Annotated in this window: 21 protein-coding genes and 1 tRNA gene; 15 read left to right on the top strand and 7 right to left on the bottom strand. The window is 69.7% G+C overall.

The genetic code is table 11. From position 1 onward, the window contains the following. Window positions 1-39: 39 nt before the first annotated feature. Genes E6C72_RS26670 through E6C72_RS26655 form a run of 4 tightly spaced genes read right to left on the bottom strand, consistent with a single transcriptional unit; the run spans window position 40 to window position 2817 of the window. Window positions 40-708 (bottom strand): methionine ABC transporter permease, encoded by a 669-nt coding sequence (locus tag E6C72_RS26670; protein WP_108548565.1) that lies wholly within the window; start codon window positions 706-708, stop codon window positions 40-42. Then, the gene (locus tag E6C72_RS26665; RefSeq protein ID WP_109084430.1) at window positions 686-1738 is read right to left on the bottom strand and encodes a methionine ABC transporter ATP-binding protein; all 1053 of its coding nucleotides are present in this window, start codon (window positions 1736-1738) and stop codon (window positions 686-688) included. Before E6C72_RS26665 ends, E6C72_RS26670 begins: the two co-directional genes overlap by 23 nt. A 44-nt stretch (window positions 1739-1782) precedes the next feature. Further along, complete coding sequence (locus E6C72_RS26660; RefSeq protein WP_109084360.1) at window positions 1783-2571, bottom strand: MetQ/NlpA family ABC transporter substrate-binding protein; 789 nt, start codon at window positions 2569-2571, stop codon at window positions 1783-1785. Window positions 2572-2616: 45 nt separating this feature from the next. Further along, entirely contained in the window at window positions 2617-2817 is a 201-nt protein-coding gene (locus E6C72_RS26655; protein WP_042695120.1) for a hypothetical protein, read from the bottom strand. 482 nt (window positions 2818-3299) lie between these two features. On the opposite strand from E6C72_RS26655, the gene hisG reads away from it, so the two are divergent. From hisG to E6C72_RS26635, 4 genes are read left to right on the top strand one after another with little or no spacing between them, the layout of a single operon-like run. Next, a complete protein-coding gene (gene hisG, locus E6C72_RS26650; protein ID WP_244433787.1) occupies window positions 3300-4064 on the top strand; it encodes an ATP phosphoribosyltransferase in 765 nt (254 codons plus the stop codon). After that, window positions 4048-5352 carry a histidinol dehydrogenase gene (gene hisD / locus E6C72_RS26645; protein ID WP_109084359.1) on the top strand — a complete coding sequence of 435 codons (1305 nt, stop codon included), beginning with the start codon at window positions 4048-4050 and terminating at the stop codon, window positions 5350-5352. Before hisG ends, hisD begins: the two co-directional genes overlap by 17 nt. A gap of 56 nt (window positions 5353-5408) precedes the next feature. Beyond that, entirely contained in the window at window positions 5409-5894 is a 486-nt protein-coding gene (locus tag E6C72_RS26640; RefSeq protein ID WP_109084358.1) for a UPF0262 family protein, read from the top strand. Between the two features lie 16 nt (window positions 5895-5910). Next, on the top strand, window positions 5911-6384 hold the full coding sequence (locus E6C72_RS26635; protein WP_109084357.1) for a low molecular weight phosphatase family protein: 474 nt from the start codon (window positions 5911-5913) through the stop codon (window positions 6382-6384). Between the two features lie 42 nt (window positions 6385-6426). Here the strand turns inward: E6C72_RS26635 and E6C72_RS26630 are convergent, their stop codons facing one another. Next, window positions 6427-7653 carry a PepSY domain-containing protein gene (locus tag E6C72_RS26630; RefSeq protein ID WP_247875498.1) on the bottom strand — a complete coding sequence of 409 codons (1227 nt, stop codon included), beginning with the start codon at window positions 7651-7653 and terminating at the stop codon, window positions 6427-6429. 286 nt (window positions 7654-7939) lie between these two features. On the opposite strand from E6C72_RS26630, the gene E6C72_RS26625 reads away from it, so the two are divergent. From E6C72_RS26625 to E6C72_RS26595, 7 genes are all read left to right on the top strand, one after another. Then, window positions 7940-10294, top strand: a complete 2355-nt coding sequence (locus tag E6C72_RS26625) for an ATP-binding protein (protein ID WP_109084356.1) — start codon at window positions 7940-7942, stop codon at window positions 10292-10294. A gap of 112 nt (window positions 10295-10406) precedes the next feature. Beyond that, on the top strand, window positions 10407-11603 hold the full coding sequence (locus E6C72_RS26620) for a lytic transglycosylase domain-containing protein (RefSeq protein ID WP_109084355.1): 1197 nt from the start codon (window positions 10407-10409) through the stop codon (window positions 11601-11603). A 167-nt stretch (window positions 11604-11770) separates the two neighbouring features. Further along, window positions 11771-11989, top strand: coding sequence for a translation initiation factor IF-1 (gene infA / locus E6C72_RS26615; RefSeq protein WP_012977999.1), 219 nt, complete (start codon window positions 11771-11773; stop codon window positions 11987-11989). 25 nt (window positions 11990-12014) lie between these two features. After that, entirely contained in the window at window positions 12015-12656 is a 642-nt protein-coding gene (locus E6C72_RS26610; protein WP_109084354.1) for a nucleoside triphosphate pyrophosphatase, read from the top strand. Further along, a complete protein-coding gene (locus E6C72_RS26605) occupies window positions 12653-13900 on the top strand; it encodes a ribonuclease E/G (protein ID WP_109084353.1) in 1248 nt (415 codons plus the stop codon). Before E6C72_RS26610 ends, E6C72_RS26605 begins: the two co-directional genes overlap by 4 nt. Window positions 13901-13953: 53 nt before the next feature. Then, window positions 13954-14187, top strand: coding sequence for a DNA gyrase inhibitor YacG (locus tag E6C72_RS26600; RefSeq protein ID WP_109084352.1), 234 nt, complete (start codon window positions 13954-13956; stop codon window positions 14185-14187). A gap of 117 nt (window positions 14188-14304) precedes the next feature. Then, a tRNA-Phe gene (locus E6C72_RS26595) sits at window positions 14305-14380 on the top strand. A gap of 68 nt (window positions 14381-14448) precedes the next feature. Here the strand turns inward: E6C72_RS26595 and E6C72_RS26590 are convergent. Both E6C72_RS26590 and E6C72_RS26585 read right to left on the bottom strand, forming a co-directional pair. Then, window positions 14449-15792 (bottom strand): tyrosine-type recombinase/integrase, encoded by a 1344-nt coding sequence (locus E6C72_RS26590; protein WP_109084351.1) that lies wholly within the window; start codon window positions 15790-15792, stop codon window positions 14449-14451. Window positions 15793-16501: 709 nt separating this feature from the next. After that, window positions 16502-17275: a hypothetical protein gene (locus tag E6C72_RS26585; RefSeq protein ID WP_109084350.1), complete on the bottom strand. Its 774-nt coding sequence runs from the start codon at window positions 17273-17275 to the stop codon at window positions 16502-16504. Between the two features lie 258 nt (window positions 17276-17533). Here E6C72_RS26585 and E6C72_RS26580 point away from each other — a divergent pair, with 258 nt between their 5' ends. From E6C72_RS26580 to E6C72_RS26565, 4 genes are all read left to right on the top strand, one after another. Beyond that, window positions 17534-18079: a hypothetical protein gene (locus tag E6C72_RS26580; RefSeq protein WP_109084349.1), complete on the top strand. Its 546-nt coding sequence runs from the start codon at window positions 17534-17536 to the stop codon at window positions 18077-18079. A 22-nt stretch (window positions 18080-18101) separates the two neighbouring features. Beyond that, entirely contained in the window at window positions 18102-18392 is a 291-nt protein-coding gene (locus E6C72_RS26575) for a hypothetical protein (protein WP_109084348.1), read from the top strand. Window positions 18393-18740: 348 nt separating this feature from the next. Then, on the top strand, window positions 18741-21197 hold the full coding sequence (locus E6C72_RS31875; protein WP_109084347.1) for a hypothetical protein: 2457 nt from the start codon (window positions 18741-18743) through the stop codon (window positions 21195-21197). A 525-nt stretch (window positions 21198-21722) separates the two neighbouring features. Further along, on the top strand, window positions 21723-23627 hold the full coding sequence (locus E6C72_RS26565) for a MobA/MobL family protein (RefSeq protein ID WP_169055304.1): 1905 nt from the start codon (window positions 21723-21725) through the stop codon (window positions 23625-23627). Window positions 23628-23768 lie beyond the last annotated feature (141 nt).

The following is a 23768-nucleotide window of genomic DNA, read 5'->3' as shown; positions in this document are numbered from 1 at the left end:
TCGAACACTCCTCGGGTATTGTTGGTCAGGATTTCAGGATCAGGACTTCAGATTGCGTTTGTTGACCCGGCGGGCGATCAGGTCGCCCGTCGACTGGACGATCTGCACCAGCACGATCAGCACGATCACCACCGCCAGCATCACTTCCGGCAGGAAGCGCTGATAGCCGTAGCGGATGCCGAGATCGCCCAAGCCCCCGCCACCGACGGCGCCGACCATGGCGGAATAGCCGATCAGGCTGACCGCCGACAGGGTCAGGCCGGCGACGATGCCCGGCAGGGCTTCCGGCAGAAGAACCTTGCGGATGATCTGGAACGGCGTGGCGCCCATCGCCTGCGCCGCCTCGACCAGCCCGCGATCCACCTCGCGCACCGCGTTTTCGACGACGCGGGCGATGAAGGGAGCGGCGGCGACGGTCAGCGGCACGATGGCGGCGTTGGTGCCGATGGAGGTGCCGGCGATCAGCCGGGTGAAGGGGATGATCGCCACCACCAGGATGATGAAGGGGGTGGAACGGGTCATGTTGACCACCGCCCCCATCACCTTGTTGAAGGCGAAGTTCTGCAGCAGCTCGCCCCGGCCGGTGACGGCAAGCATCACGCCGATGGGCAGACCGATCAGCGTCCCGATGGCGCCAGACACCGCCACCATGTGCAGCGTATCGATCAGCCCCTTGATCAGCAGGTCAATGATTTGCGGGGAGAGCATGGCCCAACACCTCGACACCCAGATTGTTCTCTTTCACCAGCGCGATGGCCGCATCGACCTGGGCCTGATCGCCCAGCGCCTCCACCACCAGAGTGCCGAAGGGGGCGCCCTGGATCTCGTCGATCTGGCCGTGCCAGATGTTCAGGTCCAGATTCAGCTGGCGGCTGATGGCGCTGATGACCGGGGTGGTCGCCTTCTCGCCGGTGAAGGTGATCCGCAGCACCGGGTTGCTCCCCTGGCCGGGCTCGTGTGACAGCCGGCCGCGCAGGCTGTCGGGGATGCCGCGGTTGATGACGGGATCGACGAAGCTGCGGGTGGTCGGGTGTTGCGGGTGGGCGAAGATGTCGAAGACCGGCCCCTGTTCGATCACCCGGCCGCCCTCCATCACCGCCACCTTGTGGCAGATCTCCTTGATGACGGCGATCTCATGGGTGATCAGCACGATGGTCAGGCCGAGCCGCCGGTTGATGTCGGCCAGCAGATGCAGGATCTGGGTCGTCGTTTCCGGGTCAAGGGCCGAGGTCGCCTCGTCCGACAGCAGGACCTTTGGCTTGCTGGCCAGCGCGCGGGCGATGCCGACGCGCTGCTTCTGTCCGCCCGACAGCTCCGCCGGATAGCGGTCGCGCTTGTCGGCCAGCCCGACGAGGTCGAGCAGCGGTTCCACCGTCTTGCGGATTTCGGCCTTCGGCGTCCCCGCCAGCTCCAGCGGCAGCGCCACATTGTCGAAGACAGTGCGCGAGGACAGCAGGTTGAAGTGTTGGAAGATCATGCCGATGGAATGGCGGGCCTTGCGCAGCTCCACCGCCGACAGGGCGGTCATCTCCACCCCGTCCACCGTGACGCTGCCCGAACTCGGGCTTTCCAGCAGGTTGACCGTGCGCAGCAGGGTGGATTTGCCGGCGCCGGAGCGGCCGATGATCCCGAAGACCTCGCCGCGGGCAATGGACAGGTCGATGTCGGCCAGCGCATGGACCGGAGCCCCGCCGCCGCGCGCCGCATAAGTCTTGTGAATGTTTGTTAGCGTTATCATCATTTATTCGGCAAAAGGGGACGTCCAGCGTCCCCCGGCCTCCCTCACCAAGTCGGAATGATGGAACCGTTGAAGCGCGTCTCGATAAACTGCCGCACTTCGGGCGAACGATACAGCGCAATGAAGCGCTTGATCGTCGGGTCTTCCATGCGATCCTTGCGGACCGCCCACACCAGGTTCCATTTGGACTGGTCATCCTCCAGCAGCAGGGCCTTCTTCGGTTCCAGTCCGGCCAGCACGGCATAGTTGAGGGTGATGACCGACGCATCCACGTCGTCGAGCGAGCGCGGCAGCTGGGCGGCATCCAGCTCCACCAGCTTGATGCCCTTCGGGTTCGTGACGTCGGCGATGGTGGTGTTGAGGCCGGCGCCCTCCTTCAGCCCGATCACGCCGGCCTTGGCCAGCAGGAACAGGGCGCGGGCGCCATTGGTGGGATCGTTGGGGATCGACACCGACGCGCCCGGTTTCAGGTCGGCCAGCGCCTTCACCTTGCTGCTGTAGACGCCCATCGGCACCACGACGCTCTTGGCGACGGAGACGATGTCGTAGCCGCGCTGCTTCACCTGATTGTCGAGGAAGGGCTGGTGCTGGAAATTGTTGGCGTCGATGTCGCCGGCCTGGAGCGCGGCATTCGGCATGTTCCAGTCGGTGAATTCGATCACCTGCGCCTCGATGCCCTCCTTGGCGGCCAGCTTGGCGGTGAACTCCAGGATCTCGCCATAGGGGCCGGCCGACACGCCGAGCTTCAACGGAGCGGCGAAGGCGGAGGTGGCGGCGGTCAGCAGGCCGGCAGCGACGGCAGCGACGGCCACCGACATCAGGATGCGCTTCATCGGGACTTTCCTCAGGGTTTCTTGGCAGCGGGCATTGATCGGGGGTCAGCGGCGGCGGGTGTCGGGCAGCCGGCTGTAATGCTGGTGGGCGGCGCGCTGGGCCTGTCCGACATTGCGGAAGACGCGGCGGTCGAGATCGCGGAAAGCCCAATCGGACACGAAGAAGGTGTAGCCGCCGCGTTCGGCGACGACGATGCCGGCGGAACGGCCCTGGACTTCGATGGCGTAGGCGTTGGCGTGGGTCATGGCGAGAGGCTCCCCTTTGCCGCGGCGAACCCCAGGCACAGCGGGGCGGCGGCGCAAATGCGGTCTTCGGGACTGGCGGCGGAACTGGCGGATGTGCGGGATGGGCGCTGTGTTTCAGGGCCGCAAGGTCAGCGGCAACACAGGCCCGAACGCATCATGCAGGCCGGGGAAGCGGTCCGAAGCACGGATGGGGGAGCGGAAACTCGCAACGTCATTCCGGTCTCTCCTTCTTGAAGAGGTCCACGACCGGTATCGTGGCGCTTTAGCGTTTGGTGACGCGGCGCAAGCTGCAAAAGTCAAATTGCCGCGGGATGCCCCGGCGGGGCGTCCGATGGCTTTTATCTACTCTTTCGATGGAGTTTGGTCAAATCCATTTTTGCATTTTGTGTGAAATTCTCAATTAAGCGGACGAGAATCGTAAAATCTCTGCAGCGCGACAGCGACAGGTGACGGGCGCGTGGAATGTGCTATCTATCGCGGCGATGGTTCATCCGGGGCCCCCACACCGCCCCGGCGAGCGATGCGAGGAGAGTGTTTTGTCCGCCGATACCAGCGCCCTGGGCTTGCCGGCCGCCGAGGTTCCTGTCGACGACCAGCTCGTGCTGGCCCTGCCCAAGGGCCGCATCCTGAAAGAGCTGCGCCCGTTGCTGACCCATGCCGGCATCCATCCGGAGCCGGCCTTCGACGACGACAAAAGCCGGCTTCTGCGCTTCGCCACCAATGTGCCGAACCTCAGCATCATCCGCGTGCGCTCCTTCGACGTGGCGACCTTCGTCGCCTTCGGCGCCGCCCATCTCGGCGTCGCGGGCAACGACGTGCTGATGGAATTCGACTATCCGGAAATCTACGCGCCGCTCGACCTCGGCATCGGCGCCTGCCGCCTGTCGGTCGCCGAACCGGCGGAGATGATGGAAGGCGACGATCCGTCGCGCTGGAGCCATGTGCGCGTCGCCACCAAATACCCCGAGGTGACCAAGCGTCACTTCGCCGCGCGCGGCGTCCAGGCCGAATGCGTCAAGCTGAACGGTGCGATGGAACTGGCGCCGACGCTGGGCCTGTGCCGACGCATCGTCGATCTGGTCTCCACCGGCTCGACCTTGAAGGCCAACGGGCTGGTGGAGGTGGAGCACATCGCCGACGTCACCTCGCGCCTGATCGTCAACCGCGCCGCCTTCAAGACGCGGACGGCCGAAATTTCTCAGTGGATCGACAAGTTCCGGGAGGCGGTGAATGCCCGTCAGGCTTGATATTCTCGACGCGGACTTCGCTGCCGGCTTCGAGGCGCTGCTGCATGCCAAGCGCGAGGCCAGCGAGGATGTCCAGACGCTGGTCGCCGGCGTGATCGAGCAGGTCCGCACCCGCGGCGACGATGCCCTGATCGACTACACCGCCCGCTGGGACCGCCAGACCCTGACCGCCGACACCCTGCGCATCGGCCGGGACGAGATCGACGCCGCCACCGCCAAGTGTTCGGCCGAGACGCTGGAGGCGCTGGACCTCGCCGCGGCGCGGATCGAGGACTTCCACCGCCGCCAGATTCCGGAGGTCACCGATTACCGCGACGCCGCCGGCGTGCGGCTGGGGGCCCGCTGGACGGCGGTCGGCGCCGTCGGCCTCTATGTGCCGGGCGGCACCGCGTCCTATCCCTCGTCGGTGCTGATGAACGCGCTGCCGGCCAAGGTCGCGGGCGTTGAGCGCGTCGTCATGGTGGTGCCGACGCCGGACGGGGCGATCAACCCGCTGGTGCTGGCCGCCGCCAAGCGCTGCGGCATCGACGAGATCTACCGCATCGGCGGCGCCCAGGCGGTCGCGGCGCTGGCCCACGGCACGGCGACGATCCGGCCGGTCGACAAGATCGTCGGCCCGGGCAACGCCTTCGTCGCCGCCGCCAAGCGGCAGGTCTACGGCCTCGTCGGCATCGACAGCATCGCCGGCCCGTCGGAAATCCTGGTGGTCGCCGATGGCCACAACGATCCGGCCTGGATCGCCATGGATCTGCTGTCGCAGGCCGAACACGACACGTCGGCCCAGTCGATCCTGATCACCGACGATGCGGCCTTCGCCGACGCGGTGGCCGCGGCGGTGGAGAAGCATCTGGAGAGGCTGCCGCGCACCGCGATCGCCGCGGAGAGCTGGCGCGAGCATGGCGCCATCGTCCTGGTCGGCGACCTGATGGCCGATGCACCGGCCCTGGTCGACCGGCTGGCGCCCGAGCATCTGGAACTGGCGGTGGCGGATCCGGACGCGCTGGCGGCGAGGATCCGCAATGCCGGCGCCATCTTCCTCGGCCGCTACACGCCGGAGGCGATCGGCGACTATGTGGCCGGGCCGAACCATGTGCTGCCGACGGCGCGCAGCGCCCGCTTCTCCTCCGGCCTCAATGTGCTGGATTTCATGAAGCGGACGACCTTCGTCGCCTGCGACGCCGACAGCCTGCGGGCCATCGGCCCGGCGGCGGTGACGCTGGCGATGGCCGAAGGGCTGGAGGCGCATGCCCGCTCGGTCGCGCAGCGGTTGCCGGGTTATCAGGATTAAGGCGTACAAGGACCAAGGTCGATAAAAACTGATAAAGACTGCGGGGGAGGCGGGGCGTGACGACGGCAAAGGGCAAGCGGCGCATCACCCATGTGACGCTCGACGAGCGGAGTGTCGTCCGCCACAAGCCGGAGGTCGAGCATGAGCGCGCCGTCGCCATCTTCGACCTGCTGGAGGACAACGAGTTCTGCCCCTGCGACTTCGCGGAGGACGGGCCGTACCACCTGCACCTGTCGATCGAGGACAACCGCCTGGTCTTCGACATCCGGCGCGAGGACAACAGCGAACTCGACCGGCTGCTGCTGCCGATCACCGGCTTCCGGTCGATCGTCCGCGATTACTTCCTGATCTGCGAGAGCTACTACGCCGCCATCAAGCGGTCGACGCCCTCGCAGATCGAAGCCATCGACATGGGCCGCCGCGGCCTGCACAACGAGGGGTCCGAGATGCTGCGCGAACGGCTGGCCGGCAAGGTGGAGATGGACCTGCAGACCGCGCGCCGGCTGTTCACGCTGATTTGCGTCCTGCACATTCGCGGCTGACGGCGAAGGGCGGCGCATGGCCATGGCGGCGACCCAGGTCCTCACCCCCCTGCCGGTGACGAGCGTCTTGTTCGCCTGCACCTACAACATGATCCGTTCGCCGATGGCGGCGGCGATGATGCGCCATTACCACGGCGCGCGCGTCTATGTGGATTCGGTCGGCGTCCGCGACGGCGACGAGGTCGACCCCTTCGCCGTCGCGGTGATGGAGGAGATCGGCATCGACATCTCCAAACACCGCTGCCGCACCTTCGAGGATCTCGAAGACACCAATTTCGACCTGATCGTCTCGCTGTCGCCGGAGGCGCAGCACCGCGCCATCGAGATGACGCGCACCATGGCCTGCGACGTCGAGTTCTGGAACACCTTCGACCCCACCCTGGTCGACGGCACCCGCGACGCCATGCTGGAAGCCTACCGTCATGTCCGCGACGGCCTGCTGGCCAAGGTGAAGCAGCGCTTCCCCCTGACCCGCGGGCCGACCGTCTGACACCGACGGTCTGACAGCTTGGCGGTTCAGCGGCCCGGCGGATCAGCGTCCGGCCCGGACCGGCCGCGTCCGCTTCTTCTGCCGCCAGCGCACCACGCCGGTGGCAAGCATCAGCGCCGGCAGCAGACCCGCCACCGCCACCAGGATGCGGCAGCACAGGCCGAAGCACTCGCCATTGTGCAACGGATGCTGCCAGCCGAAGAAGGCGTCGCCAAAGGTCCAGCGGGTGGGATCGCGGACATCCATCACCATGCCGTCGCCGCCGTTCACCCACACGCTGGTCTTGGGAAAGCGCCAGCCGGGCTCGCCGGCCTGGTACAGACGGATATGGTAGGCCCCCCCGGCCTGCCCCGGCACCTCGACCCAGCGCGGTTCAGCCTGCGGGAAGCGGGCGAGCGCCGCGGCCAGCGCCGCGTCGGCGCCGACCACCGTCCCGCCCTGTGCGGACGCGAGGACGGGCGGCGTGGTCATCGGGGACAGCCGCTCCACCACCGGCTTCACCCAGTCAGGCCGCTCCATGACGATGCCCGTGACGATCAGCGGCAGCAGGATGGCGAGGCCATAGACCCCCGCCAGCACATGGATGTCGAACACCTGCCGGACGAAACCGGAGCGCAGGCGGGGCTGCAGGGCCTTGGCCCATTTTCCGGCCGCCGGCCACCACAGATAGACCCCGGTGGCAAGGATCAGCAGACTGCCGACCCCGCCCAGCGCCATCACCAGTTGCCCGCTCTCGCCGGCCAGCAGCAGGTAGTGAAGGTCGTAGGTCCAGGTCATCGCCGTCCGGCCCCAGAAGCGGGAGGACAGCACCTCCCCACTGTAGGGATTCACCGCCACCATCAGCGGGGCGAAGGACTTGCCCGCCGTTTCCTCCGGCTTCATGTAGCGGGCCATGATCGGATGGTCCGCCCCCTGGGGAAGCTCCAGCCGCCAGCCGCCGGGCCGGGCCGGATGGGCCTCGCGCAGGGCCTGCACCACGCGGTCCAGCGGCACCGGATCGGCATGTCCTGCCGGCACCACCAGTTCCGGCGTCAGTATGCGGTCGATCTCCACATAGAAGACCAGCAGGCTGCCCGTCAGCGCGGTCAGGGCCAGCAGCGCGCCCACCACCAGCCCCAGCGTCAGGTGGGCCAGCAGCATGAAGCGGCGCACCCGCTGCCGTGACAGGCCAAGGAAGATGCCGACGCCCCAGCCTGCCGGTGCGGCAATGACCGGACCTGCCGCCGCCGGCCGTGCCGGAGTGATTCTGCGCTCGCTTTCCGTGTGCATGTGGAGGTGTTCCTTGACCTGGGGTCAGCGTAATGCCGGAACCTTCCCCGAAGCACACCCCGGCGGCCTTGACGGCCGTCAAATGCTGGCGAATGCTCCCAAGTATCGGGCGGCCCACCACACGGGATGGTCGGTAACAATTTTGGCATTCTGCAACTTTTTGCGCGGCCTGCTGTTCACTTTGCATCCCCGCCAGTGCTATTGAGCTGTGTCATCGCAACGCGCCGCGCGACGCCCTAGGCTCGGAGGCGTCCACGAACATTCCCCCGCGGAGAGCCCTCCACCCATGCCCGCCGGTCTGATGCCCCGCCTGCTCCGCGCCTTCAGCCCGCGCAGCCTGCGTGCGCGCCTGATGGGCGTGGTGCTGGCCTCGCTGGCGCTGCCGCTGGCAGGTGCGCTCTATCTCGCCGACCAGCAGCTCGACGACCGCATCGACGCCGCGCGCGAACTGGCCCAGCATCTGGCCGACGACGGGGTGGAACGCCAGCACGACCTGATCGGCGAGGCGCGCAACCTGCTCGGTGTGCTATCGCTGGTGCCGGCGATCCGCAACGCCACGCCTGACCACACCGACGCCTGCGTCGCCACCCTGGCGCCAATGCCGCGCCAGCACCGCTGGACCACCGGTGTCTGGCTGACCGACGCCGATGGCAACATCATCTGCGACACCACCGGCCCCGGCGCCGGCATCTCGCTGCGGGATCGCGAGTATTTCCAGCGCGTGCTGGACACCAAAAACTGGGTGGTCAGCGATTTCATCATCGGCAAGCGCTCGCTGAAGCCGCTGATCATCGTCGCCAGCCCGATCATCGAAGACGGCCGGATCATCCGCGTGATGGGCGTGGCGGTGGACCTGACCTGGCTCACCGATCTGGTCAAGGTGCTGAAACAGTCGGACGCCCGCGTCATGGTCCTGGACCGCCACGGCGTGATCGTGGCCCGCCAGCCCGATCCGGAAGGCTGGCTGAACCGCAACATCGCCAACATGCCGCATGTCCGGCAGATGCTGAGGGAGAAGGACGGCACGCTGGACGCAGAAAGCGCCGACGGGCACGGCCGGCTGTGGGCCTTCCGCCATTCGGACGAGACCGACACCGTCTTCGCCGTCGGCATGCCGACCGGCCCGATTCTGGCGGAGGCACGGCGCGACCTGTGGCAGAGCCTGGGCCTGCTGGCCATCGCGGGGCTGGTCAGCGTCACCGCCCTGTGGGTGCTGCTGCGGGCGTCGGTGTTGCGCTGGGTATGGGAACTGGGCAGTGCGGCGACCCGCATCGGCGACGGCGGCGGCGGCACGGTGATCGAGGCCGACCGCGCACCCCATGAATTCCGCGTGGTCTCCCACGCGTTCAACAACATGTCGCGCCGCCTGAAGCAGCGCGAGCAGGAACTGCGCTCCGCCATGGAGGAGGCGCGGGCCGGCAGCCGCGCCAAGGAGGAATTCCTCGCCACCATGAGCCACGAGATCCGCACGCCGATGAACGGCGTGATCGGATTCGCGGAAATGCTGCTGGAAACCCCGCTGACCGCCGAACAGCGGCGCTACGCCTCGCAGGTGCGCGATGCCGGGCGGTCGCTGCTGACCGTCATCAACGACGTGCTCGACCTGTCGAAGCTGGAGGCGGGGCGGCTCGATCTGGTCAGCGTGCCGTTCCGGCTGGACGATCTGGCCGACCGCTGCGTCGCCATCGTCCGGCTGGCCGCCGAACAGAAAGGGCTGGAGTTGCAGACCAGCATCTCCGCGACCGCCCGCGGCTTCGTCATGGGCGACCCCGACCGGCTGCGCCAGATCCTGCTGAACCTGCTGAGCAATGCGGTGAAGTTCACCGACCGCGGTTCGGTCCGCCTGACGGTGAAGGCGGTCGAGGACAGCAGCAAGGGAGGCGGCCGCGTCTGCACCTTCACCGTGACCGACAGCGGGATCGGCATCGCCCCCGAGCGGCAGCGCGACCTGTTCCAGCGCTTCACCCAGTTGGAGCGCGGGCGCGGCGGCACCGGGCTGGGGCTGGCGATCTGCCGCCGGCTGGTGGAACTGATGGGCGGCGAGATCGGCATGGAAAGCCGGATCGGCTCCGGCAGCACCTTCTGGTTCTCGCTGCCGCTGCTGCCGGCCGGCAGCGCCGCGGTCCAGCCCGACAGCGCCATCCTGTCCGGCGCCGAGTCCCGCGCCGTCGGAGCCCGCATCCTGCTGGCGGAGGATCTGGCGATGAACCGCGATCTGGCGGTGACCATGCTGACCAAGGCGGGCCACCATGTCGATGCGGTGAATGACGGTGCCGCCGCGCTGGCCGCGGTACAGGAACAGTCCTATGATATCGTGCTGATGGACGTGCAGATGCCGGTGATGGACGGGCTGGAGGCCACCCGCCGCATCCGGTCCCTGCCCGGCCCGGTGGGCCGCATCCCCATCCTGGCCCTGACCGCCGGCGTGATGCAGATCGAGGTCGAACGCTGCCTGCAGGCGGGCATGAACGCCCATCTGGCCAAACCGCTGGAAAAGACCAAGCTGCTGGCCGCCATCGGCCGCTGGGTGCGCGCGGCACAGCCGGAAGACCAGCATCCCGACGATCTGCTTCTGGACCACGGCCATCCGGACCACGGGCAGGACGACGCCCCGCGCCCACAGTTGATCGCACATCGCTGACGAGTCGGTGCTATAGTGCCTGCACCTGTCCGGCCACGCTCACGCCCGTGGGGCGTGGACGGGCTCGGCTTTCTGCCGGCAGGCCCGGCCGGTCCGCAGCGAAGTGTGTGCCATGAAGGTTGCGCAGCCCCCTCTCGCCCCCGTTCCGGAGCGCAAGCCCGACGTCTCCCCCACGCTTGCCGACGGCACCGCCGGCGAGCCGTCCTTCCGCGACACGCTGGTCCAGACCACCCGGACCGGCTCCGGAACCGCGCCGGTCGGCCGGCCGGCCAATGGCCAGAAGACGCCTCCCCTGCCGACGGCGAAACCGCCGGCCCCGATCCTGCTGAGCGACGGAACCCAGGTCCCGCTGCCGGCGGCCAAGCCGGTCACCCCAATCCGCCTCGCCGACGGCAAGACGGTACCGGTTCCCGCCGCCAAGCCGGAAGCTCCGGCCCTGCTGGCCGCCAACTCCACGGGTGACTCCAGCGCCGACTCCGCATCCGCGGAAACCGCAACCCCGCGTGCGCCCCTGCCGGGGCTGAAGCCGGCGGCACCGGCGCAAACTCCGGAAAAAGCCCCAACGCCTAGCTCCGCCAAGGTGGCGGAAACGGTGAAGGCCGTGGCCGCCGAGGACCCGGCCGCCACGCGGGTGCTGGTCGCCTCGCAGCAGGTCGCCGGCCTGTCGGGCCACAGCTTCACCGCCATCCTGGCCCAGGCCACCCAGGAGAGCGGGCTGGACAGCGCCGCCAAGAACAGCCGCAGTTCCGCCGCCGGCCCCTTCCAGTTCCTCGAATCGACCTGGCTCGACCTGTTCCGCCGCCATGGCGCCGCCTATGGCCAGGGCGAGCTGGCCTCGCACATCCAGGTCCGCAACGGCGTCTCCAGCGTCAAGGATCCGGCGATCCGCCGCCAGATCCTGGAACTGCGCCACGACGTCGACCTGTCGGCCGGCATGGCCGCCCGCTATCTGGCCGAAGGGCGCGAGGCGCTGGAGAAGCGGCTGGGCCGCCCGGCCAGCGAATCGGAAAGCCGCATGGCCTATGTCCTGGGATCCGGCGGGGCGGCGAAGCTGATCCGGGCCGCCGAATCGACGCCGGGCGCCGTCGCCGCCGACCTGTTGCCCAGTGCGGCGAATGCCAATCACAACCTGTTCCACGACCGCTCCAGCGGGCGCGCGCTCACCGCGGCGGAAACCGTCAGCCGCCTGACCCGCCGCATGGAGATCGATCAGCGCGAGATGTTCGCGGCGATCGGCAAGGCGATGGACCAGCCGCGCCGCCTGGAAGAAGGCGGTGCATCGCCGCTCAACCCCTATCAGTCGGTCTGACACGAACGCTCAGCAGCGGTTCCGACGGGCATATCCGGCACGCAACGCGGGGCTGCCCCGCGCGGATGGCTGCGGCCGAACGCACCGGCGGTGGGAATCCCCCTTGACCCGGCGGCTTTGGAAGGTCAGTTATTGCCGCGAAACTTTTAGGACGGACATAAGGGCCTATGGCAAAGGAAGATCTGATCGAGTTTTCCGGGACCGTCGTCGAATTGCTTCCGAACGCGATGTTCCGGGTGAAGCTCGACAACGATCACGAGGTTCTGGCGCACACCTCCGGCAAGATGCGTAAGAACCGGATTCGCGTTCTGGCGGGCGACCGCGTCAATGTTGAAATGACGCCGTACGACCTGACCAAGGGCCGCATCACCTTCCGGTTCAAGTAGCATCCTTGCTGCATCGCGGTTCCCCGTGACGATCCCGTCCAAGGCGCCCAGGCTGGTGCTGGCTTCGGCCTCGCCCCGCCGGCTCGACCTGCTGCGCCAGATCGGCATCGTGCCCGACGCGGTCGATCCCGCCGATCTCGACGAAACGCCGCTGCGCGACGAACTCCCGCCCCAGCACGCTCTGCGTCTGGCGGCGGAAAAGGCGTCGTGCGTCGCCGCACGCCATCCCGATTCGTGGATTCTCGCCGCCGACACCGTGGTCGCCTGCGGCCGCCGCATCCTGCCCAAGGCCGAACGGGAGGAGGAGGCGCGACGCTGCCTGTCCCTGCTGTCCGGCCGGCGGCACCGGGTGATGGGTGGCATCGTCCTGCTGGTGCCCAACCCGGACGGCAGTCCCGAAACACACCGCAGGATCGACAGGCTGGTCCGCACCGACGTCACCTTCAAGGTGCTCGACCGGGCGGAAACCGACGCCTACATCGCGTCGGGCGAATGGAAGGGCAAGGCCGGCGGCTATGCCATCCAGGGCCGGGCGGCGGCGCTGGTGCGCTGGATCGGCGGCTCCTACAGCAATGTCGTCGGGCTGTCGCTGCATGAGGTCGCCGGCATGCTGCACGGCGCCGGTTTCCCGCATCCAGCAGCCTCCGATCCCTCACCCGAACAATGAGCAGGCTTGAGCTGCTGGTCGACCGCGACGGTCCGCTGACGCGGGCGGCGGTGCTGGCCGATGGCCGCCTGACCGACCTGCACGTCGACCATGCCGACCGACCGTCGCTGGTGGGCGCCATCATCCTGGGCCGGGTGGAGCGGATCGCCACCGGCCTGAACGGCGCCTTCGTCGATCTCGGGAACGGCCTTTCCGGTTTGCTTCCCGCCGCCGACGTGCGTCGGCCCATCCTCGACGACGACTCGCCCCAATCGCGCGCCCACCGCCATCCCCAACGCCCGGGCGCCAAGCCGGCGCCGATCGGCGCGCTTCTGCGCACCGGCCAGCCGGTGCTGGTGCAGGTGAAGGCCGATGCCGTCGGCGCCAAGGGACCGTCGCTGACGATGGACCTCACCCTGCCCGGCCGCTTTCTGGTGCACGCCCCGCTCGGCCGTGACATCGCGGTGTCCAAACGCCTCGGTTCCGGGCCGGAACGCGCGGCGCTGGCCCACCGCATCGAACAGCTCGCCACCGGTGCCGGCTGGATCGTGCGTGCCGGCGCCGGCCAGATATCCGACGATCTTCTGGCCGCCGAATCGGAGGCGCTGCACCTGCAATGGCGCGCCATCCGCGACGATGCCCGCGCCGGCTGCGCCCCGCGCCTGCTGCATCCCGGCCCCGACGCCCCGACCCGCGCCCTGATCGAGCAGGGGGCCGCCGCCCCCGCCGCCATCCTGGTCGACGACCCGCCTCCCACCGGCGGGATCAAGATCGGCGAGGGACCGCTGCTGGCAGGCTTGCGCGACTGGTGCGGCCGCCATGCCCCCGACCTGCTGCCGCGACTCGGCGCCCATAGGGACGCGCAGCATCTGTTCGACCTGCGCGACCTCGACTCTGCGATTGCCGAACTTCTCGACGTCCGGGTCCTCTTGCCGCTCGGCGGCTCGCTGGTGATCGAGCGGACGGAGGCGCTGACGGTGGTCGACGTGAATGCCGGGGAGCGCGGCAACCCGCTGGAGGTCAACCTCGATGCCGCGGCGGAGATCGCCCGCCAGCTTCGGCTGCGCAATGTCGGCGGCATCGTGGTGGTGGATTTCGTCAACATGCGCAGCCGCGGCGACGCCGAACGTCTGCTGGCCGCGCTGTCGCAGGCGGTGGAAAGCGACCCGGTGCAGACCCAAATTTACGGCATGTCCAAACTGGGTCTGGTCGAACTGACCCGCGCCCGCCGTGGCACGCCGCTGGCGGCCCTGCTGCGGCCCTGACCACCAGCCTGACCACCAGCCTGACCGCCACAGTCCGTTACGGAGGCTTTCTCTTGTCCGACTCCCCTTCCTCCGGCGCCCCGCAGCGCGCCCACCCCCATGCCGGCGCCAAGGCGGGCACCAACTGCCCGATCTGCGGCCGCCCGACCGAGCCGGCCACCCGCCCCTTCTGTTCCAAGCGTTGCGCCGACGTGGACCTGTCGCGCTGGCTGGGCGGCGTCTACCGCATCGAGAGCCCGGAAACCCCCACCGCGCCCGACGGATCCGAGCCCGATGAGGTGCTATGAGAGAGGTCGAAAATTTTTTGAATTTTCCTCTGGACAGCCCGTCCGAACCTCTCTAAAAAGCGCCCCACACGACGCGCCGCACCGACCGAAACGGTCACCCACCAAGCGGCGCCGGATGCCCAGGTAGCTCAGTTGGTAGAGCAGGGGACTGAAAATCCCCGTGTCGGCGGTTCGACTCCGTCCCTGGGCACCATTCCTTTCCAATGACTTAGGTGCTCTTCTGGAACTGGTCTAAACACCGGTTAGACAGAGGTTAGACAGTCAGGTGTTCGGCGTGTGTTCGCTGGGCACCTCCTGGGTAGCCTGCGGCAGCAGGTGCCGCCAGACTTTCCCCGACTTGATCTGTTCGATCAGCGACCGCGACACCCCATACAGCGCGGCCAGCTTGCGCTGCGACTCCGCGCTCGCTCGAATCGCCAGCACGTCCGCTTCGGTCAGAACCGCGTTCGGCGAACTGCTGCCATTGCGCGGCGCAACCGGTGCGGCAGCGACTTTGACTTTGAACTTGACCGGCTTCGGCGCGGCTTCGGCTCGAATGCCGGCGACCTGCACCATGGGCAGAATCTCGAACGCCGCCTCCAGACGATCGACCGCCGCCACAGCACGCTTGCGCAGGTTTGCCCGGCGCGCATAGTGCTCGGCCATTGCCACGGTCTTGTGGCCGGTGATGGCCTGAATGTCCTTGACGTCGCAGCCGGCCTCGGCGAGCAGCGTCGCCGCAGTGTGGCGCAACCCTTGGAAGGTCAGGCCAGGCCGCACCCACTCTTCCCGCACCAGTTCGCGAATCACCTTGAAGAATCGCGAGCGGAAGCCTGCTTCGGTCAGCTTCTTGCCGCGCGCGCCGACCGCGATGGTGGCGTTGCGCTCGAACAGCGTGACCGAACGGCGAGTCCGTTCAGCATCGAGAATGTCTCGGAGATCGCGGTGTGCCGGAACCCACAACGGATCGCCCGTCTTCAACTGCCGGCTCTCGATCGCCGTTCCGTCGTAGGTCGACCACGGCACGTTCACGGCGTCCCCTTCGCGCAGCCCGGCGTAGGCGCCCAACGCGACCGGAACGCGCAGTTCCGGTGGCAGCGCCATCATGACGATGCGGAACTCGTCGATGGTCCAGGGCCGGTTGGCGGCCGCTTGGCTCTTTGGCCGTTTCAGCTTCGGCACGTCGGAGGCCGGGTTGATGGTGCTGAATCCTCGAGGTTTGCCCCAGTTGAAGACCAGCGACAGAACCTGCACGACATAGTTGGCAAAGCGACGCTTGTGCGCGGCGAACGCCTTGTCACGCAGCGTGATGACCGCCGGCCCGTCGAGCAGCGCGAGAGGCATGTCGTCGATGATCTTGAGGTAATCGAACACAGCCTGATAGTCGGCTTTGGTTGCAATCGCCTTTTCTGCCCATTCCGGTGACCGGCGGTAGGCAACGATCAGGGCGCCCAGAGTGCCGCCGACCGGGGCGTCCGCGCGCTCTGCCATCTTATGGTTCAGCGCCTCCACCTCGCGGACGAACTCGGGTGTGCCGAACTCGGCCCGCAGCCGGGTCCTCGTCGGGCGGTGGTAGTAGTAGACCTTCCCCTTGGACCGGTAGGCCTTAACGTTCTTGAGTTGCATCCGCACAGCCCAGCCTCGCGAGATAATCGTTGGCGGTGGTCGGGACTCCGGTGCGAGCCAGAGAGTCGACCCATTGGTCAAGGGAGGAGCGATCGTACAGCCGGAGCGACCGGACGCGAACCGACGGCAGATCGAGGGCGTCAAGGGTGCCCGTCGACACGCCGATGTAGGCCGCCGCCAGTTCGGGGCGCAGCAGGCGGGGCCATCCCGGCAGTTCGTTGAGGGCTCGTTTCGGGGACGCCATGGTCAGGCCGCTTCTCGGGGACCGTTGATCGTGCGATTGGATCGGAGCAGGACAGATGCCCCGCTCACGGTCCTACTCGATCGCGCAAACGACGGCAGGACGGCGCACGAGAGCGCTCCGGGTCCTTCCGCCTCGCCGTTGGTGGCGAACTCCCACAGTCCGAGCATCCTGCCCCCATTCAGCCGGGGTCCGCCGGACGGAATGTCCGGCTGCTGCCTCGGCTCGGGCCATTTCGGTCCGCCTTTTTTCGGCGTCCCACGGATCGCAGAAAAAAGTGCAGAAAACTGGTGATGAGCCTTCCATGCCCCAGTGGTCTCCCGCTCCGGTCCCGTTCGGCGCCCGGAGGTGACGCGGTGCTCGGCGGAGCGGTACCGTTGGATGTCAGGTCCACGAGGAGAGCTCCCGCCGCGCTCTGCGGGTCCGTCCGGTCGAGCCATCCGACGAAGCAGCCTCATCCCCGACCGGTCAGGGACCGAAGGGATCCTCGATCTCGGAGAAGGGCAGGATGCGGCAGACACCCCGCAATGCGCGCAGGGTCGGCCTCTCGAGTTCGAGCTTGAGACGGTCGACCTGCGCATCGGGCACCGCGGTGACGATTTCCGGCGGCGTTCCGGCGGTCGCCAGGACATCACCGAGGCGGAGCAGAGCCTTGGCGGCCTTGCCGGCGTTGCTCTCGACCTCGTAGAGCCGATGGAGCCGGCCGCCGCGCAGGACGACGACGTCGACCTGGGCGAGACTCCGATCGGCCGCGTCGTCGCCGAGGCTGGGGAGCGTCAGGGTCAGCCGGTTCCGGAGGTCGGGATGCCGGTTGCGGTCGTTCGCCGGAAGATAGACGCCGTCGCTCATCAGCAGGTGGGTGCCGGCCAGCAGCCCCTGAAGGCGTTCATGCCGCGACAGGGGACGGGGAGTGCCGGGAACGGCCATCGGCGCGCCGGTGCCCGCGAGGCTGACCGCGCGGATGAACGAGCCGGGCCGCACCTCGAGGTCGGGATAGACCCCCGACCGGGCCGGCGGCAGCAGCTTGGCGCGCAGCTCATTGGCGATCTGCTGTGTCCGTTTCCCGGCACGGTGAGGGGCGTGGGCGCTGGCCAGAAGCTCGGCGAGGCGGTTGGCATGCAGCCAGATCCCGAGGATGCCCGGATCGCGCAGCAGGGTCAGGGCGTCGCCGACGAGGGACCCGCGCCGGTGGCGGGCGGAAGCATGCGCGGCGGTGGGAGCGAGAGTGGCGGAGTGAAGCATGGCGGTCTCCTGGCCTCCGGCCGGCACGATGCCGGCGGCGGGGCAAGGAGGGCGGGGTGACCGCCGATGCCGTTGTTGTGCCGGATCGTCCCCGCGGATCGCCACCCCGCCGCGCGGCGGCGGCGCGTTCCGGAGCCGTCATGTCTTCCGAAGAACGAACTGAACCATCCCACGCATGCGACGCCATATGTTCGTCAGCCCCTGCTTGACCGCGGCGATCCACCGATCGGCCGCCGTCGTCACGACAGGAGGCCTTCCATGCGAGTCGTCTACATCCATTCCGCAACCGCCGACCTGACGGAGGGGGATGCCGCCGCGATCGCCGGCGCCCGGATCGTGCAGGACACCAGCGTCGACCGGGCCGGCCTCAGCACCCTGCTGGCCCTCCTCGCGGATGGCGACGATCTCCTGGTCCCGGACCTCGGCCATCTCGGAGCCACCGCCCGCGCGGCACTGGCGTCGCTGCGCCGCGCGTCGGAGGCCGGGGTTCGGGTCTTCGTGCTGCGGGGCAGCATGGAAGGCGCCGCCATCCTGCAGGTCGCTGAACTTCTCGAACTCCTTCCGGACGGCGGTGAGGCGGCGGCGCCGGCGCGTCCGGGGAGTCGTCCCTACGGCCGCGCGACCCCGGAAAGCGTCGCCGAGATCCTCGCTCTGTCCGCGGCCGGCGTCGTGGTTCGGGAGATCGCCTCGACTGTCGGGCTGTCGGTCGCCACGGTCATGCGCGTCCGCCGCGAGAATCGAGCTGTTCCCCACACTCTCCAGCCCATCACCGGCCTCGCCGAGTGCCTGGGCAGTGCCGACTGATGCCCTTTCCGGAGGCACGCCCATGAAGCCAAACCGCCACATCCTGATCCATCTCGACGGCCCCCGCTCCCCGAAGACGGTCGCCGTGTCGCTCGAGCGCAGCGTGGTGATTATCAGCCACTTCACGAACGACGGGCTCTTCGACTCCGGCGAGTTGCTCGACCGCCCACCGACCCGCGAGGAGGCGTGCGCGGCCATCTGCGCGGCCCACCGGAGCCCCGACTTCAATCTCCTGCCCCCACAGGACCAGGCGGGCATCCTCTGGCGCCTCGCCCTCGTCGCCGCGGGCCTGCCCAGGGCGGCTGGTCCGTAGGGCCGACGCGGCAAGGTGGAGTGCACCGGACGGCGGGGCCGGCACAGGCGCTGTCCCCGGAGTGGTGGAGTTCGCGCTCGACGCTCGGCCGAGGCTTCCTGACCGGAGCCTTGCGGGGTGGGGGCCGGTGTCTATCTCGGGGGCGCCCCGGCGTCGCCGGGGCCGAAATGCGAAGCGCCCGGGGTCGGACCCGGGCGCTCCATCGGTCGAAACGTGTTGCGCCACGTCCGGCACGATCCAATCGACGAGATAGGCCCGTGCCTGTCGTCGACAAGCCCGGAAGTGGCCCGAGGAGAGGGCACATGGGACGATCCGCGTTGCCGCGGTTCCCGGTCCGGGCGGGGATGCATGGCTGATCTCGAGGAATCCGGCCGCGGTGCCGGCGCGCCGCCCCCACCGCACTACACCGTCGCCCCCCTGCTGCCGGCCGAGGCGCAGGCGATCCTGCGGCAGGAGGCCGCCGTCTGGGCTGCCGCGGCTCTCGCCGGACCGTCCGGGAATGCCCGGACCGTGATCGGCATCCGGGGGGCCGCCGGCCTGGGCAAATCGACGACCCTGCTCGAGGCCGTCCTGCCGCTGCTGCGCGCCGGCCTCCGGGTGGCGTTCTTCGTCCCGCGTCACAACCTCGGGACCGAGCTGGCCGAGAAGACCCTCGCCAACCTCGAAGCCGTCGCCGAGGCCGAGCGTGGGGAGTCCGACCCCCTCGAGTTCTGGGAGCCGCCGGCGCCCCTGCCGCCCGTCGCCGTTCTGCGCGGCCGGGAGGCGATCGACGCCGCCGGTGCGGCGGTCTGCGGTAGGGCCACCCTCGTCAAGGCGCTCCACGCGAAGGGCCTGTCGGCCTACCGCAATCTGTGCGAGCGCATTGCCGTTCAGGACGGGGCGCCGGTCACCCTCTGCTGCCCGATGGCGCACCGCTGCGCTCACTACGACCAGTCGAACGATGCCCGGCCGGGCCTGTACTTCGCGCCGCACGCCTACCTGACGATGCCGGCGCCCAGCGGGCAGCGGAAGCCCGACGCGGTCATCATCGACGAAAGCTGGTGGCAGGTCGCCATCAAGGAGCGCAGCATCACCCTCGAGGACTGGCTGGCCGACCGGGCCTGGCTGGGCGACGCTCCCGTCGACGAAGACGACGTCGCCCTCGGACCGGCCCGTGCCTGGCTGGTCAGGCGCGCCGGCCTCGCCCACCAGCTCATGCTCGCCGGCCTGGCCCCGGCCGACTGGCCCGCCCAGGGGCTGACGGCCGACGACTGCCGGCGGGCCGCCCGGCTGGAGGGAGAGAGCGCCGCGCCGGCCATCGACCCGGCCATGGCGGACACCGCCATCGGCGCCGTCCTGGCGGCCCATACCCCCACGCCGGCCTCCCGCCTCGCCGGCCTGTGGCGCGCCCTCGCCGTGGAGATCGAGACCGCCCGCCCCGCGCTCCACTCCGTGATCCTGGGCAAGGCCGGTCCCGCCGACGCCCGCCGGACCGTCATCGCCTGGTGCAAGCGATCCGACCTGCGCGGCGTCCCGGCCGAGGCTCCGGTCCTGCTGCTGGACGCCTCGCTGGACGTGGGGATCGTCCGTCTCTGGTTCCCGACCATCCGCATCGTCCGGCTGGACGTCGAGCGCAAGGCCTGCGTCGTCGGTCTGGCCGACCGCGCGCTGGGCCGGTCGTCGCTGGTGGAGCTCGCCGACGAGGACGGCGGCTCCGAGGCCGGCCGGACCTTCGCCCGCAACAACCGGCGCGCCCTGGCCGCCCTGTTCGACGTCGTCAGCGCGACCGCCGGGCCGACGCTGCTGGCGACGTACAAGGCTATCCTGCCGGCCCTGCGGGACCACGGGGACACCGCCGACACCATTGCGCGCGCCGTCGCCAAGGGCTCCGCCCTTGGGCATCTGGGCGGCCTGCGCGGCTCGGATGCCTACCGCGACTACGCCGCCGTCATCGTTGCCGGCCGCCTGCAGCCAACCGTCCTCGCCGTTGAAACCATGGCCCGGGCCCTGTTCTTCGACGCCGGCAAGCCGCTGGACTTCCTGGGGGCGAACCGTCTGCCGAAGGTTGAGCGTCGGCGCCGCATGCGGGACGGCTCCGACTCCGTGGCCCTGGTCGAAGCCCACCCCGACTCCCGCATCCAGGCCGTCCTCGAGCAGTGCCGGGAGCGCGAGTTGGAGCAGGTGCTCGACCGCCTCCGCCTGATTCACCGGGACCGCCGCGCCTTGGTGATCGTCGCCTCCTCCGTCGCGCTGGACGTCACGTACGACGCCGTCCTGCCATGGTCCGACCTGATGCCGTCGCGCGCCGTGTCTGCCCTGGTGCGCTTCGGCGTTCTGCCGGCGAACGCGGGACTGCGCGCCGCCGCGTTCCCGGATCTCTGGACCACCGCCGACGCCGCCAAGAAGGACGCCCAGCGATCGGGCCAATTGGGGGACAATCCCCTGTGGAAGCTCATTCAGAGAGCTTTGTCCCCCAATTGCGGCGCGGCGAAGACACTGGCGGTGGACGCGACCTACCGGCGGGCCGGGGTGCGCGGCCTGCCGAGCGCCGCCAAGGTCCTCGCCGGCCTGACGGACGCTGAGATCACGGCGGCGCTGGAGGGGTTCCACGGCGGAGCCATCGCGGGCCTGCGGGTGGAGCGACCGGTCACGGCGGAGGCCGTTCCGAGGGTTCCGGCGGGTGCGCTCGAGCCGGGGCCGGACGCCGCTCCGCCCGCCGTCGGCGGGATCGTCGTTCCCTTCCCGGACGCCAACGCCGGCGCCGGCCGCACCGGTGCTGGATCCAACGGCGGCGTCCGACTCCACGCACGGATTTCCGCCGCGTAGCCGTCCATCGGACTCCCGTCCGCAGCCGATCGCTCCGCCTCGCCGGCGGGGCGACGGGTGATCGACCAGATGCCCTTGGCGTTGGGGCCGGCGCCGATCCGACGCCACGCTCTGGATGCCCTCCCGCCGGCAGTGCCTGGGCTTGGCGCGGAGCGATCACGCCGCCGGTCTCGAGCCCCGCCGCGCGTGCCGCCGGCACTCCGGCTCCGGCCGGGGGGTGGCGGGGGGTGTCCCCCCGCCTCATTCCGGATCGGCTCCGGATCGGCCGCGGCGCCCGGTTCGACCGGCCCGTCCCGGGACCGGAATGGCACTGCGTTCCACCGCCACACGCTGACTCCCAAGTCCGCCCGTCCTCGCCCGTTGCGAAGGAGTCGGCCGCCGCCATCTCCCCGGCCCAGAGCGGGCCGCGGCGGAGGGGTAAGGCGCACTTGTGGGATTAGGCCCTGCGGGACGCCGTGCTGCGCCCGGCTCCTAATCCCCCCGTCCGCCCCAGCCCGCGCCGCTCACAGTTGGGGGAGGGGAAGGATGACCGAGCCGCGGGCCGAAGCGCCCTTCACCTGCTCGGCCTCCTTCATCGGCAAGGAGGGTCACGGTGACGCCGCCGTCGCTGTCGCCAAGGCGCACATCGACTACATCACCCGCGCGTCCGCGCTGACGGAGATCGTCGCCGTCGGCGCGGTCCCGGAGGACGGTGCGCCGGTCGGTCGGTTGCGCGCCTTCGCCAAGGCGGAGATCGACCGCAAGGCGGCCAGCCGGAGCAACGCCCGCGTCATCGACAAGATCGTCGTCGCGATTCCCTACGAGGTCCCGGACACCCGCCGCGGCGAGCTGCTGCGCGCCTTCGTCCTGGAGCTCGCCGGCGTCGACACCGTGGCCGGCCTCGGGGAAGCGGTCGCCCTTGCCGCCATCCACGGCGACCCGGCGAACCCACACGCCCACCTCGCCCTGATGGACGGCAAGGAGCCGAAAGCCGCTGCGCGCCGGCGGGCCAAGGCCTCCGGAGCGCAGCGCGTCAGGCAGCGCGACGTCTTCAGGCTGTCCGAGAAGGATGCCGTGGAGCGCGTCCGGGAGACCTGGGAAGCGGTCGCCAACCGCTTCCTCGAGGACCTCGGCACGCCCGCGCGCATCGACCGCCGCAGCCTGGAGGCCCGCGGGATCGCCCGCCTCCCGACGGCCCATGAGGGGCCGAAGCGCCGCGCCCTCGTCGCGAAGGTCCGCGCGGCCGAAGGGCCTGCGGCCGCCGCCGACATCATTCACGTCGACCCGAGGATGGAGCCCATGCGCGCCAATGCCCTTGCCGCCCGCGCCAACGCGGTTCTTGCCGCGGAGGCGACCCGGATCGCCACCGTTCAGGACGCCGAACGCCGTGCCGCCGCCGCCGAGACCACGGCGGAACGCGAGCGGCGGTCCCGCGCCGAAGCCGAGGCCCGGGCCGAGCGGGAGCGTGCGGTGAAGGACGCCCTGGCCGCGCGCGTCGCCCGTGCGGAGGCCATCCTGCGCGACACCGAGGCGGCGCTCGCGCCGGTCGCCACGGCGGTGGCGGCGCCCATCCTTCCGGCCGACCCGCTGGCCACCAAGGTGCTGGCGACCGCCCGTGCCTCCTACGCGGCCGGCGCCAGGAAGGCCGCCACCAAGGCCGCCGAGCGGGTCGCCAAGGCGACCACCCGCGCCACCAGGGAGGCCGCGCGGGCCGACGGCTGGGAGGCGGAGGCACTGGAGCGCGGGCGGCTGGCCGAGGAGGCGAGCCGCACCGCCAATCGCCTGCGCCATGCACTCGAGGACGAGCGGGAGGCCCGTGCCGATGCCGAGAGCCGCGCCGCCGACGAGGCCGCCGCCCGCGCCGCGGCCGCCGCCCGGGAGGCCGCGGCGGCGACACGCGCCACCGCCACGGAAGCGGGGCTTGAGGCCGCGCGTGCCGACATGGCAGCCGCCCGGCGGCGGGAGGCGTCCCAGCGGGAGCGAAGCGAGCGGCTCAAGGCGCGCCTGACCCACGCGCGGGGCCTCCTCGACGAGATCGACACCCGGATGGCCGGTGTCGAGGCCAGGGAAGGCCTCCGCATCCCGGACTCGGTCCCGCTTCCCGCCCGCGTCGCCCAGATCATCGACGCCGTGCGGCGCGCCGCCTACCGTCGGGGCCTGGCCGAGGGTGCGCGCCGGATGCGCCGGCGGGCCGCCACCATCGCCCGCTGGCTGTGGGAGCGCCTCGTCAAGCGCCGCGAGGAGGCGGAGCAGGCCAGGGCGATCGTCACCGCCATGGCCGCCGGCGAATTGACCGGACGGGGGCCGGACTGGCTCACGCTCCGGGAGTGGCAGCGGGCGCGGGCGCTTTCCAACCTCGTTCGGAACGGTGGGCTCACCGTTCCGGACTCGCCCGGTCCCACCAGGGTCATCCCGTTTCCCCGCCGCAGCCGCGACGATCGGGCCCGCTGACGGCGAGCGACGACGAACAACTGGCGGTTTGGCCGCTTCGGTCGCCGGAACCGACCCCCGACGCGCCCGATCTCGGTGCGTGCGGTCCGCTGCCCGTCACATTCGCAATGTTCCGTACATTCGCAACATTGCGAATGTGAC

The sequence above is a fragment of the Azospirillum sp. TSH100 genome (assembly GCF_004923295.1).
Classification (GTDB): domain Bacteria; phylum Pseudomonadota; class Alphaproteobacteria; order Azospirillales; family Azospirillaceae; genus Azospirillum.
This window is presented reverse-complemented; position numbering and strand designations above follow the sequence as displayed.